The organism is Salinibaculum salinum (genome assembly GCF_037645885.1).
GTDB lineage: Archaea > Halobacteriota > Halobacteria > Halobacteriales > Haloarculaceae > Salinibaculum > Salinibaculum salinum.
The window spans coordinates 15,213-28,367 of sequence record NZ_JBBENW010000005.1 but is presented as its reverse complement, the minus strand read 5'-3'; the positions used below and the strand labels follow the sequence as shown (position 1 = coordinate 28,367).

The 13,155-nt window shown below is 61.3% G+C and carries 10 protein-coding genes and 1 pseudogene; 4 read left to right on the top strand and 7 right to left on the bottom strand.

All coding sequences use genetic code 11. The annotated features are described in order from the left end of the window. The first annotated feature begins 13 nt into the window (after positions 1–13). Together WDJ60_RS06115 and WDJ60_RS06110 are read left to right on the top strand one after the other, a co-directional pair. Entirely contained in the window at positions 14–391 is a 378-nt protein-coding gene (locus WDJ60_RS06115; RefSeq protein ID WP_340099216.1) for a hypothetical protein, read from the top strand. Positions 392–416: 25 nt separating this feature from the next. Next, positions 417–797: a secondary thiamine-phosphate synthase enzyme YjbQ gene (locus tag WDJ60_RS06110; protein ID WP_340099215.1), complete on the top strand. Its 381-nt coding sequence runs from the start codon at positions 417–419 to the stop codon at positions 795–797. A 60-nt stretch (positions 798–857) separates the two neighbouring features. On the opposite strand, the gene WDJ60_RS06105 is transcribed toward WDJ60_RS06110, so the two are convergent. After that, positions 858–1,271, bottom strand: a complete 414-nt coding sequence (locus tag WDJ60_RS06105) for an EamA family transporter (protein ID WP_340099214.1) — start codon at positions 1,269–1,271, stop codon at positions 858–860. A 152-nt stretch (positions 1,272–1,423) separates the two neighbouring features. Next, positions 1,424–2,016, bottom strand: a pseudogene (locus WDJ60_RS18820) (class I SAM-dependent methyltransferase). 123 nt (positions 2,017–2,139) lie between these two features. Here WDJ60_RS18820 and WDJ60_RS06095 point away from each other — a divergent pair. After that, positions 2,140–2,529 carry a hypothetical protein gene (locus WDJ60_RS06095; RefSeq protein WP_340099213.1) on the top strand — a complete coding sequence of 130 codons (390 nt, stop codon included), beginning with the start codon at positions 2,140–2,142 and terminating at the stop codon, positions 2,527–2,529. A gap of 49 nt (positions 2,530–2,578) precedes the next feature. Here WDJ60_RS06095 and WDJ60_RS06090 read toward each other — a convergent pair whose 3' ends face one another. From WDJ60_RS06090 to WDJ60_RS06075, 4 genes are read right to left on the bottom strand one after another with little or no spacing between them, the layout of a single operon-like run. Further along, positions 2,579–3,301, bottom strand: a complete 723-nt coding sequence (locus tag WDJ60_RS06090) for a TorD/DmsD family molecular chaperone (protein ID WP_340099212.1) — start codon at positions 3,299–3,301, stop codon at positions 2,579–2,581. Positions 3,302–3,307: 6 nt separating this feature from the next. Continuing rightward, positions 3,308–6,562: a molybdopterin-dependent oxidoreductase gene (locus WDJ60_RS06085; protein ID WP_340099211.1), complete on the bottom strand. Its 3,255-nt coding sequence runs from the start codon at positions 6,560–6,562 to the stop codon at positions 3,308–3,310. Then, the gene (nrfD, locus tag WDJ60_RS06080) at positions 6,559–7,830 is read right to left on the bottom strand and encodes an NrfD/PsrC family molybdoenzyme membrane anchor subunit (protein ID WP_340099210.1); all 1,272 of its coding nucleotides are present in this window, start codon (positions 7,828–7,830) and stop codon (positions 6,559–6,561) included. The genes WDJ60_RS06085 and nrfD overlap by 4 nt, the downstream gene beginning before the upstream one ends. Before the next feature lie 4 nt (positions 7,831–7,834). Beyond that, the gene (locus tag WDJ60_RS06075) at positions 7,835–8,869 is read right to left on the bottom strand and encodes a 4Fe-4S dicluster domain-containing protein (protein ID WP_340099209.1); all 1,035 of its coding nucleotides are present in this window, start codon (positions 8,867–8,869) and stop codon (positions 7,835–7,837) included. Between the two features lie 299 nt (positions 8,870–9,168). On the opposite strand from WDJ60_RS06075, the gene WDJ60_RS06070 reads away from it, so the two are divergent. After that, positions 9,169–11,025 (top strand): bacterio-opsin activator domain-containing protein, encoded by a 1,857-nt coding sequence (locus WDJ60_RS06070; RefSeq protein WP_340099208.1) that lies wholly within the window; start codon positions 9,169–9,171, stop codon positions 11,023–11,025. 21 nt (positions 11,026–11,046) lie between these two features. On the opposite strand, the gene WDJ60_RS06065 is transcribed toward WDJ60_RS06070, so the two are convergent. Beyond that, positions 11,047–13,077 (bottom strand): AMP-dependent synthetase/ligase, encoded by a 2,031-nt coding sequence (locus WDJ60_RS06065; protein ID WP_340099207.1) that lies wholly within the window; start codon positions 13,075–13,077, stop codon positions 11,047–11,049. Positions 13,078–13,155 lie beyond the last annotated feature (78 nt).

The following is a 13,155-nucleotide window of genomic DNA, read 5'->3' as shown; positions in this document are numbered from 1 at the left end:
CCGTGTCCCGCGTATGCACGCTCTTCGGTCGGATACGGATTCGAATACGATGTACATGATGTTCTCCGGAGAAGTGACGGTCGCGGATCTATCGCGACTGGAACGGACTGCGGTCGTCGCCGCACGCGTTCTCGACAGGGAGTTCGTCCTGGTGACAGACGTGACTGACTGTGTCAGTGTCACCGATTCTGCACTCGAGCGCATCGACGATGTGGTCGGACAACTCAAGCAGTTCGGCCTCGCCAGAGAGATTCGTGTCGTCGAGGAGACGACATCCGACCGCGTCCGTCAACGCTTTGGTCGCATGGATGCGGACCGAGGGGTTGCTGTCGATGTCGTCGACGCTGCCGACGAATCCTCCTCATCAGTTCCGGAGCGGGCAAACCGTTGATAGGTGTAGCCGGCCAAGCCGATATATGACAGAATTCACCGTCTCGACGGACGACCGCCTGACCGTCGTGAACATCACCGACCGCGTGGAAGAAGAACTGTCTGCGGATGCCAGCGGGACAGCGACCGTGTTCGTCGAGCACACGACAGCCGCTATCGTCGTCAACGAAGCCGAACAACGTCTCCTCTCTGATTTCGAAGATGCGCTCGCAGAACTCGTTCAGGACGAGGGGTGGGCACACGACGACATCGACGACAACGCCGACTCGCACATCCGCTCGCTGTTGCTCGGTCCAGGCGAGACTATACCAGTCGAAGACGGACAGGTGGCGCTCGGGACGTGGCAATCTGTCTTGCTCGTCGAGTGTGACGGCCCCCGAGAACGGACAGTACGGGTCATTTCTTGACGGCTTTTTGCTCAGCAGGCGTGCTCATTGTGCGCGCTCATTTGGTCCGCGCTCGAGTCGTCAGGTAGCAATGAGGACGACCGCAACACCACCAAACGCGATGCCGAGGGCCTTCCTCGCTGTGACTCCCTCGCCCAACACAACGATGCCGAGGAGTGCCCCACCGACGAGAAACATCCCGAAGATCGGTACGACGACGCTAACAGGGCCGGTCGAGAGCGCGCGAAAATACCCGACGACAGCACCAGCGAGACAGATTCCCGCTGCGAGTGCGAACCCGATTGGCCGACTCGTTACCGATGGAACTGACCACTCGCCGAACAGGGCCGCCACAGTCGTCGCTCCCACGGCAAGTGTGCCGACCGCGATCGGCATGACGGTGAACGTCGGCAGGTCCTGCAGTGCGATTTTCATAAACAGGAACGCGAACGAATAACAGGCCATCGCCAGTAACGCCCAGACCACGTAGTTCATACAACGCCCTCCGGAGCAAATAATATTCTTCTCCCTTCTCGGTGAGTCATCTGTTCACGTGTGTCTCTGGAGACTGCAAAGAAAAAACCTGCCTAACCGAGCAGTTACTGAATGCGGTTCCAGCATCCAAGTAGCGGGCTCAGTAGGTTCGCTCATCGCTCGAAGACGAGCGCATAGTGGTACGGCGGGAGGTCGATTGTCTCTTCAAGAACGAATTCTGCCGCGTCGAGAACCATCCGTTCGGTTTTTCGGGAGTGTATCGTAACTCGGTCGGTGGGCCGCGTGGTTCACCAGCGATTTGAGTCTCCTCTCGGGAGGTGTCGTGCCAGTTGACAACGATGAAACGGCCACCGGGACGAAGCGATTCAAACGCTTGCTGAACGAACGCGCCGGCCTCGTCGATGCCATGGAAGGTGTTTGCTATCAAGACAACATCGACCTGCTCGGGAAGGTGCTGTGAGAGCGTTCGGGCATCGCCGGTAACGGTGGTGATGTTCTCGATTGCTTGTCACTCAGCAAACTGTGACAACTCCGTCAAGAGTGACTCATCGATATCCAGCGCATAGACCGTTCCCGGAGCAGTGATGCGAGCAGCCGGAAGCGCAAAATACCCGTCCCCACTCCCGATTTCAGCGACTGTCTCACCGGAGCAAACCCCGAGTTCACGGAGCGTTTCCCCCGGAGCTGGCCACAATCGTCCCCACCAGTCCCAATCGGGTTGTTTCGTGTTCTGAAACCGCTTCATGGACGCACCTCGACAACGTGTGCTAATAAATTCATGCCTGACGAACCGCTACGTGCGAACCAGGGTATGCCCCCATACCAGTTAGGGTAAACTACCAGACTACTGGCAACCCTCCCTCTAAATATGACGTACGAAATCGACGCAGACACACTGACGAATCGACTGTACATCGACCTCTCTGGCCGGATGGATGCCGACGAAATCAGCGAAGCCGCCGACACGACCATCGACGAGGCAGAGCGCCTCGACGACGAATTCGACATCGTCAACGATCTCTCGGGGTTCAAACCACCGTCACCGGAGGCTGCAAAGCCGATCAAGCGTGCGCAGGGCCAACTCAAAGAGATGGGTGTCGACCGAGTCGTCCGCGTCACTGACGCGGAGACGAGTCAGGTTGTCATCAACGCGTTCGAACGACGGTCTCGCGATGTGGGGTACAGCGGTGAGACCGCGGACTCTCTCGACGAAGCCGAGCAGATGCTCGACGAACAGGAAGTCGCCGGTTACGCCTGACGAGTCGTATCCGCTGCGGTTGCACTGCCAGTCTCGACCGCCTCGTCAGTCACCCGTCCGGTAGTCCTTCTGACGCATCCCACGCGACAAACGTCCGGGCGAATCGTGCGAGGCCAGCAAACACCCCTTCGACCGTATCTTCGGAAGCGACGGTCTCGTGGAACTGGTCGAGCCACCCCAGGCGGTCGATCGTTTCCCGCTGTCGGTCCCGGAGCGTGGCGATCTTCTCCGCTGTCTCGCTTTCCGGATTTCGGGACAGGAGTACGGCTTCCCGTTCGCACAGCGCTTGCATGAACTCGAAGGATGCGGCGATGTGATCCGGAACGCCGTCTCCGCGTTCGGGTTCGAAGCCGACCGTTGCGTACGAGTGTGCGGCCGCTGCCGCCGGGTCGCCGAACAGTTCGCCCGCCTGTCCGGCGTCGTGATACGGTGAGTCGGACTCGAAGGACTCGCCTGGTTCGTCGACGTACGCCGACGCGAACGGCGGAACGTAGTGCGGTCCCGGAACGACGAACAGGTTGTCGTATCCGATTCGGAGTTTCTCTGCAGTGAATCCGGGACGTTCGAGTGCGTCGGGTGCCGTATCGCCCGGAAGTTCAGCACTGAGCGTGGCGAACGTGCCGTCGTCGAGTGCAGTCTGCAGCGTCTCAACGTCGCCGTCGAATACTGCCGCCAGCAGACCGTACACGTCGGCTCGAGCCTGTGCGACTGAGCCGTCGGGCGACTTTGTTTCTGCGTCGGTCCTCCTGTTGTCGGTAGTCGTGTGTTCCATCGATACTCACCGCCGTTCGACATCGACGAAGGCGTCGTACTGCGCGTTACTTCCGCCGACGAGGTCCGACAGGCCGGTGTCTCCCAGTTCGTCGTCCAGCGGCTGAACGTGATTGATTGCGAACCCGGCGTCGCGGCCCTTCGCCAGGCCCGCTTCGTCGTTCATCGGCTCGTCGAACTGGTAGGTGGTGTGACCGTCCGATTCGGCCGGTTCGTGAGTAGTACCGTCGATGGTCTCTGCGGTCGCGCCGTCGCCAGTCCGTCCCCACCCCCACATCGCTCCGACGACGCCCGGCCGGATGCCGCTGGTGACCATCGCAATGCCCTCGACGGTGCGCCGCCCGGCGTCGATGACAATCTCGTCGCCGTTTTCGATGTCACGCTCTGCAGCATCCTGTGGATTGATCCACAGCGGGTTCTCCGGTCGCGTCTCCCGGAGCCACGGACTGTTCTGGGTCCGGTGCATCCCCTGGGTTCGCGGCTTCCAGTTGATGAGGCGGAGTGGACGGCCCCGGTTGTCGTCGGCCGAAACTGCCGCCTGTACCTCTCCGTTGTAGTGTTCGACGTCGTCAACCCTGGGAAGCGGGTCGAACCGGTCGCCAGTGTAGGAGTGTTTGCCCCGCGGAACGACTTCGCTGTAGAAATCGACTCGCGAGCCGAGTTTGTACCGCATGTGGTCGCCGTCGTAGGCGTTCGAATCGTCGTACCGCTCGGCGTAATCGTACTCGTGGCCCTGCTCGGCGAAGGCACCCTCGTAGTCTTCGATCGGTTCTTCGAACCGGCCGCCGCGGTTCAGTACCGTCACGACTTTCGGCCACTCCTCGTCGGTGACAGCCCCTTTCCAGCGGTCGACATCGAATTTGTTGCCGAGGCCCTTCTCGTGGCTCTCGCGGAAGACCCGCAGTTCCGCTTCGCTCGCGTCGGCCACCGGGTCGCGGTCGTAGGCGATGTTCGCAGCGAGTTTCAGGTAGAAGTCCTCGGCCTGGTCGAGCGACCAGAGATTGCCTTCGGCGTCTGGGATAGCGTCCTCGCCGACCCCCGGGAGGTCGAGTTGCTTCCAGAGGTCGATGAGGACGTTCTCGAACGGTCTGGCGTCGGGGACAACCGACACGGCCGGCTGGCTGATCTTCTCGTCGGCCAGTCGCTTGTTCGGGTACGTCCCGAAGTTCTCCCAGCGTTCGAGATACGTCGGCTCGGGCAGGATGTAGTCGGCGTGCTTGCTGGTCTCGCCGACGACGGTGTCCGAGGCGACGACCAGGGGAATAGTGTCGGTGTCCTGTAGGATGGCCGGAATCTCGTCCCCGCCAGCGACGGCCATCACGTGGTTGTTCGAGTACGGGCGGATAAACAGCGCCTCAATGCCGTACGGATACTCGTCGGCGGCGCTTCCGTAGAGTTCCTGGGTCGCCTGCGGTGGGGCGACCGGGAACCACGGTCGCTTGGCCGGGTACCCGTCGTCGCGCTCGAACAGCGTCGTGTCCTCGTAGTTCACGCCGCCACGGAGCAGTGGAATCCCCCACGGTGAGTGGCCGTCGGGGACCTGGCCGAGTTCGTATCGCCCAGACATCGTCTGGTATCCCGCGTAGGGCGTGATCTGTCCGCCTTTCCAGTCGTAGTTGCCGATGAGGTGCTGGAGCGTCGCGATGGCCCGGGTATTGTAGAAGCCGTTCGTATGCTTGGCCGGGCCGCGGTAGGCCATAATTGCCGCGCGCTTCCCGTGGCTGGTGAACTCGTCGGCGATTTCTGCGATTCGGTCGACTGAGACGCCGGCCATCTCGGCGTACTCTTCGAGTGTGTGTTCGAACACCCGGTCGCGGTACTGGTTCCAGACGCTCTCGACGGTCACGCCATCGACGGTTATCGACGCGTCGAGCACACCGGCGTCGACTTCACTGGCCGGACGTGGTTGCCCCGTCTCCGCGCCGATGGCGACGAAGTCGTCGGCGTTTCCGTGGTCCGAATCGACCAACCCGAGATCCGCAGCCCTGGCCTTCGGTGCCGTCTCCTCGTCGACGAGGACGAGATGCGTCGCGTCGCTCCAGGTCGGTTCGTTGTCGGCGCCGGCGGCCGTCTCCGAGGGGTTTCGGAGGTACGTCAGGTCGTGGCGGTCGTGCTCGATAATCCAGCGTGCCATTCCGAGCGCGAGCGCGCCGTCCGCACCGGGTTCGACCGGTACCCACGTGTCGGCCTTCTCGGCCGTCTTCGAGAGCCGCGGGTCGACGACGTCCATCCGCATCCCGTCCTCGATTGCGTTGGTGAGCTTCGGGGCCAGCCACGTCGGTCCCTTGTTCGCGACCATCGGGTTCGTCCCCCAGACGAGCAGGTACTCACAGTTCTCTATGTCCGGGTACTGGCGCTTCTTCGGCGCGTCGTGTGAGCGAACGTTCCCGAGGACGCTGGAGAAGCCACACGTTCCGGCGTGGTGGATACTGTTGGTCGAACCCAGCCCCTGATGCCAGAGGCGCGCTCGGATGAAGTTCCGTCTGAACCCACCGACGTCCACGATCTGATTGGCCTTCGGGCCGAGGTCAGGGTGGTCGGTGTCGATGAGCGTATCCGCGTACTTTTCGTCGAACTCGGCTTTTTCCATTTCGTCGTTCTGGACGGCCTCCCAGTCGTCCATGACCTGTTCCTCCGGTGCGTATCCCCACATCTTGCGCAAGCCGGGATGACCGAGTTCCTCGTCGCCCTCGACGATTTCCGTTATGGCCTGGTCCCAGGATATCGTCTTCCACTCGCCGGACCCACGGGGACCGACGCGTTTCATCGGCTTTCGGACCCGGTAGGTGTCGAAGGCTGTCTGAATCCCTGCCTGTCCTTTCAGACAGATGCGACCGCCCGACAGCGACCACCGGTCGGTGTCGACGTCTCCGCTGCCTTCGACATCGCCCATCGCGACATCCTCCGGGTCGCTGTCGTAGGGAACCTGTGCGAACGGCTGCGTGTTCAAAAACGAGTACGGGTTGCCCGCGAGTTTGCGCACGAGCGAACTGTACTCGCCAGCACCGCTGTCGTCGTCGAGACGGACCTTGATTGGACAGAACGTGTTGCACTGTCCGCAGGTCGTGTGTATCACATCACTCGCCGAATACTCGCCGTCGGCGTCGCCGACGTAGTGGTCTTCGTCGGTCCACAGGTCCGTCAGGTCCAGTTCAATCGCGGCGCTGCTCGCGCCGGCAACGGCGCCGATACTTCCAACCGCCTTGACGAAGTCCCGACGCGAAACCGATGCATTTGACTCCTCCGTATCATCAGTACTCATTCGTGGTCACCTCCAGTAAACGGCGTCAGCGGAAGCACTTCTGCACCGAGCGTGTACAGTAACAATCCAACCCCCATGATACCGAGGCTCGTTGCCCACTCGACCAACGACGGGAAGTAGGTCCCGTGGGGAAGCCCCTCCATGACGGGGAGAATCTGGGCGGGAACGACGATGTTGAACCGGACAGCGACGACGCCGATAACGACACTCAGTCCCGCGAGCACCATCGCCCACGGCGTCCGTCGCCATCCCCGACGCGAGAGGAACACCATCGGAAACACCCAGCTCGCGCCGACCATGAACCACCAGAACGACCACGACATCTCCCCGAAGAGGACGACCTGCCACGTTTCGACCTCGTGGGGGTGGAGACTGACAAACGCGATGAGCGCCTCGATTGCCGTGAGCGCGGCGTCGACGATAATGAACCCGGCCAGCAGTTGAGCGAGACGATCCAGCAGGTCACGGTCGACGGTGCTTCCCTCGAACAGGCGCGTCCGGAGCACGTACAGCATCATCACCAGTGCGGTCCCGCTCAACAGCGCCGAGATGATGAATATCACCGGGAAGAGACCACTGTTCCAGTAGGGGCGTGCCTTCGAGACGGCAAACAGCACGCCCGTCCCGCCGTGGACCATAAAGATGGCCAGCGGGATACCGAGCATCCCGGCACGCTTGAGCCAGCGCCGGTCGAAGTTCTGCGAGGAGTCGCTCGTATCGAGTCTCCCCAGCGCAAGCAGTTTGTACAGCGTTTCGCGGCTGCCCGACGCGCGCGTTGCCAGTCGTGCGAGGTCGATTCGCATCGAGAAGTACAGTTCCGTCACGAGAATCCCGATGTAGGCGACGTAGGCGTGAACCTCCCAAGAGAGCGCGGAGGTCAGCTGTCGCCAGATGAACGGGAAGTACATCCGGTCCATGCGACCGAGGTCGACCCAGACGAACAGCAGGGCCACGGCCATGCTGATGATAGCCGCAAACAGCGCGTCGCGGTCGACGCGGTGCATCCCCTCGATCTCGAAGACATTCGCCAGCGTACTCACGAGGAACGCCCCTGCAGACAGACCGACGAAGTAGATGTAGAAGGCGACCCACGCTCCCCACGGGACGATACTGGTGAGGTTGGTACTGGCCATGCCCTGCGTGATGCGGAGCCACATCGCGTATCCCCCGACCGTCAGGAGCAGGCCGATGAACGCGTACCAGGCGAGTCGCAGGCGGCCGTCCTCGAATCCGGGGTCGAACTCGAACCGTGAAGTTTCGGTTGCCATTGTCCTATTTGAGGTAGTACACGTTGGGGTCGGTCCCCTCGCTCTCTTTCAACTGGAAGGCGCGGGAGGAGTCTGCCATCTTCGACACTTCGCTGTCGGTGTCGTCTAAATTGCCCATGTTTCGGGCGTCCCCGATACAGGTCTCGACACAGGCCGGCTCCTCACCGCGTTCCAGGCGATGCGTACAGAAGCTACACTTGCGGACGTTCCCGACGGGCGACTTGCCATCGTCGCGCTTGCCCCGGTCGACACCGTACTCGGGACTGGTCACCTCGCCGGCTTCCTCAACCTCGTCGTCGTAGTTCTCGCCGAAGTCGAAGTAGCGTGCCCCGTACGGACAGGCGATGATACAGTACCGACAGCCGATACAGCGGTCGTAGTCGATATTGACCACGCCGTCGTCGTTCTTGTATGTCGCTGACACTGGACACACCTGAACACAGGGCGGGTTCTCACACTGCATACAGGGACGGGGAACGTTTGTCCGGGTAACGTTCGGGAACTCCCCGTGTTCTTCCTCCATCACGACGTTGTAGGTCACGCCCGGTGGCGTTCGGTTTTCGGCCTTGCAGGCGACGGTACAGGAATCACAGCCAACGCACTTCTGGAGGTCGATAACCATCCCCCAACGTTTGTTGCCGTCGGTATCGTCATCGGCGGCAGCCGAGGACTCGTCCGCTGAAAGCTCTGAGGCGACCGAGTCCATCGAATCAATCGAACAGCCGAGTGACTCGGCCGTCTCCGACGCGATCGTCTGGTCGGGACTCTCTATGGATGGGTTGGGCGTCTCTCGATACGCGTCACCGAACTCGGTTTTGGCGGCCTCGTCGTACTTGCGCCAGTAGTCGTCAGCGGATATCTCTCCGCGTGAGACACGTTGTGCGTCTTCCGCCATCGCGACTCCCAGTTCCGTGTCGTGACCGGTCTGTGATAGCTCCTCGCTCGGGTCGACTCGCTCGCTGTCGACCATCGCGTCGAACTCGGAGATGCCGACCTCTGGAACTCCCGGCAGACGCTCCTCGCTGTCCGTACTACTCATCGATACCACCCGTCGGTCCGTGTGACTGCCGTCTCGCCTCGATGGTCGGTCGAATCATACACGTAGACGTACGGCAGACTGTGTGGAGAGCGTGCTACCGATACTGTTTGGGCCGCGTTTGCCCCGAAAATTCCGGTATAATCGCCACCCCAATACTGTTTGGGTGGGACCAGTTCGACCGAATCGATGGGGTGTCGTCCCGCGTCCCAACATGTGGGAACGGCCTGAGTTTATATATGATGGCACGAACGAGTTCGACCCATGAGTGAGTCTCGTAACTGGGGCAGTGGACGACCCTCTTGGAGGAGTGGGTTGTCGTGAACGCCGTCATCCTCGCCTCGATTCTCCTCCGCGTGGTCGGCGTCGGATACTCGCTGGTGTTACTCTCGCAGAGTAACGACCGCCGGTTCGGATTCCTGACGGTCATGCTATCTCTGATGGCGACCCGGCAGATATTGAGTGCACGACACGCGACGAGCACCCTCGAAGAGCTTCCCGGTCTCCTCGTGAGCGTTCTCGCGTTGCTCACCGTCTACTACCTGTCGAGTTACGTCGTCGAGGAGCGGCGACTAACCGACCGTCTCAGAGGGTTTCGGAAAGCTATCGAACACGCCGGACACGCCATCTTTCTGACCGACACCGATGGAACAATCGAGTACGCAAACCCCGCAGTCGAGAACGTCACCGGTCACGACTCCGAGACTGTCGTCGGCAAGAATCCGCGTCTGTGGAAGTCGGGCGAACACGACGACGAGTTCTACGCGTCGATGTGGGAACAGATCTCCACAGGGAACGTCTGGGATGGGGAGATCATCAACCGACGGAAATCCGGTGAGCTGTGCTGGGTCGATATGACGATCGCACCGATAACCGACGATACCGGACACGTCGAACGGTACGTCGCCGTCGAACGGGACGTAACTGACCGCAAGGAGCGACAACTCCGTATCGAGGACCAAAACGAACGGCTCGAACGGCTGAACAACACGAACGAGGTATTGCGCGACATCAACCGCGAACTCGTCGCTGCGTCGACTCGCGCAGAGATAGAGCGCGTTCTGTGTGACCGATTCGCTCGTTCGGACCTCTTCGAGACGGCGTGGGTCGGAGAACCACGCCTCGCCGACGACCGGATCGAAGTCCAGGCCTGTGCTGGTACCGAGGAGGAGAAACTCGACGAACGCATCGCCAACTCGGGAGACCACCGGCGAGTCGTCGAGGACACTCTCGACAGTACTGAACCGGTGTTTATCGACGGCAAGACGAGACCAGTCGACGACCCGGCCGGAGCTGCTGGTGTGTGCGTCCCGTTGTCGTATCACGATGCTGACTACGGGGTACTGTGTGTGACAGCGGCGACACCCAACTCGTTCGGGGCCATCGACCAGGAACTGTTCGCCGAACTCGGACTCACCGTCGGCGACGCCATCAACGCGGCCGAGAGCAGACGGACGCTCGCGTCGGACGACGTGACACAACTGGAATTTCGGCTCGACAGGACCGCCGATCCATTCGTCGCGTTCTCGGAAACGCTCGGCTGTACGGTCGAACTCGACCGAGTCGGTAGCAGCGATAGCTCTGACTGTACGGTCTACGTCTCGATTACGGGGGCCGATCCGGCGGTCATCTCGAACTACGTCGAGGAGAGCTCGGCATTCAGTGAGGCACAGATGTTGTGCTCCCACGACGACTGTCACCACGTTCGGCTCCGGGCTGACGGTTCATCGGTCGTTACGACGCCCGCCCAGTACGGAGCTGCGGTGACCTCGCTCGCGATAACTGACGGACGCGGTCGGCTGGTCGCTGACGTGTCTCGGTCGAACGACATCCGTTCGGTCGTCGAAGCAATTCAGTCGGTCCATCCGGAACTCGACCTGGTCGCGCAGCGCGAGCGCGAGCGGGATTCGGATTTCGAAGCGCGGTTCCGATCGACGTTCGAGGATGTCCTGACTGACCGTCAGTTAGAGGCGGCACAGACTGCCTACTTTGCGGGCTTTTTCGAGTGGCCCAGAGACACCAGCGGCGAAGAAGTGGCCTCGATGATGGATATCACGCAGTCGACGTTCACGCAACACCTCCGCTCGGCGGAGCGGAAACTGTTCCAGACGCTGTTCGAGGAGCGTCTGAATACCACACCGAGCCCTCTCGGTGCCTGATCCGGTCGGCTGTCGCGGCGATCAGTCGTCGGCGTCGACTTTCTCGGGTTCCCGCTCGTACATCGCGTCGATGCGGTCGGCGTAGACGTCCTTGATATTCCGCCGCTTTTTCTTCATCGACGGCGTCAGCAAGTCGTTCTCCGCTGTCCACTCGTACGGCGAGAGTTCGAACTGTTTGACCGATTCGGTCTTGCTCAACTCCTGGTTGACTTCGTCGACAGCCTCCTGTATCCACTCCCGAACACGGTCGTCCTCGCACATCGCTTCCCTGTCGTCGGGCAGGTCGATACCCTCCTGTTCGGACCAGCGTTCCAGTCGTTCGAAGTTCGGGACGAGGAGCGCACTGATGAACTTCCGGCCGTCGCCGATAATCATCACCTGGTCGATGCGATCATTCGTGGCAAACCGGTCTTCGATGAGCGCTGGTGCGACATTCTTGCCAGTGCTGAGGACGAGCAACTGCTTCAGGCGCTCACGGAAGACGAGATAGTTATCGTGAGTCTGTTCGACGATATCGCCAGTTCGGAACCACCGGGTTTCACCGTCTTCGTCCGGCTCCGTTTCCGAGAGTGCATTTTTGGGTACGTCGGTAGTAAAGGCCTTGTCGGTCTCGCCGGGTTTTTGCCAGTACCCCGAAGCCACGTTATCCCCGCGGACGAGCAGTTCGCCGACGGTGCCGGTGGCTCCCTCGAACTTCTTGCCGGCGACTTTCGACTCGTCGACGTACACGTCGACGCCTACGAGCGGAACGCCCATGGTCCCCGGGCGGATGTCGTCGGGTGGATTGACGCTGATGACCGGCGCCGTTTCAGTCAGCCCGTACCCTTCGATGACCGTCAGGTCCATCCCGTTGAACACCCGACAGAGGTCCTCGCTGAGGCTCCCGCCACCAGAGACCATGAACTGCATCCGGCCGCCGATGTTCTCCTTGACTGTGCTGTAGACGAGTCGGTCGGCGAGCGCGTGTTTGGCGCGGAGCACTAGTCCGGGGTCGTCGGCCCGCTGGAACTCCCGCGCAACGTCGAGCGACCAGTCGAAGATTCGGCGTTTCGCGCCCGACTCGCCGGCCTGTTCGCGCATCGTGTCGAAGATCCGTTCGTACACGCGCGGAACACTCGCGCCAGTCGTCGGACGAAGCAACTGCAGGTCCTCGCTCAGCGTGTCCGGGTGTTCGGCGTAGCCGACGGCGGCTCCGGAGGCAAGCATCAGGAAGTGCCCGACGAGTCGCTCGAACACGTGGGCAAGGGGGAGGAACGCGATAGAGACGGTCTCGGGTCCAATCGTGATATCGTCGCGCTCGGTGCTGTTGATACGGCGGCGTATCTGGTGGATGTTCGCCCGGAAGTTCCAGTGCGTCAGTTCGACGCCCTTCGGTTCGCCGGTCGTCCCCGACGTGTAGATGAGACTGGCGAGGTCGTCGGGGTCCCGCTCGTCGAGCCAGGACTGGTACGTCTCGTAGTCGAAGGTTTCCTGCCCGCGTTCGTAGATGTCGGCCAACGTCTGTACGTCGGGCCGGTCGCCGTACGTCTGGACCTCGTCGATGAGGACGATGTCGGTGATATCGAGTTCGTCTTCGACCTCGAGGAGTCGCTCCAGAAGCGCTTCGTTCTCGACGACGACAACGTCGGCATCCGGATCGCTCAGGAGATACTCGATTTGAGCGGGGGAGGATTCCGTATAGACGGTCGTGACCACGCACCCGGCCGCGAGCAGAGCGAGGTCGGTCTGTGCCCACTCCATCCGTGTATTGGAAAAGATACCTACCCTGTCGCCAGCGTCCAGTCCGAGGTCACGGAAGCCAGCCGCGAGTGTGCGGACGATGTCACGCATCTCGCCGTAACTCAGCGATTCGTACGTCCCGGGGTCGGCCCGGGGAATCACGCCTGCGAGCGACCGACTGTAGACGCCGCCTTTGTAGAGTTGCGCGTCGGAATCGAGATGTCTGTCGACGCTGGCCTCGAATAGTTCCGGAATCGTTCCCCGTCTCTCGAGATCGTCGACGTACTCTCGTTCGGCCCGTAACCACCCCGGGACCTCGTCCTGAGCTACCATACTCCAGTCGTACGCTATCGTGATACAAAAATTGCACCCAGAAAAACACTTTTACGTACGAATAGTCGTTAAACTAAA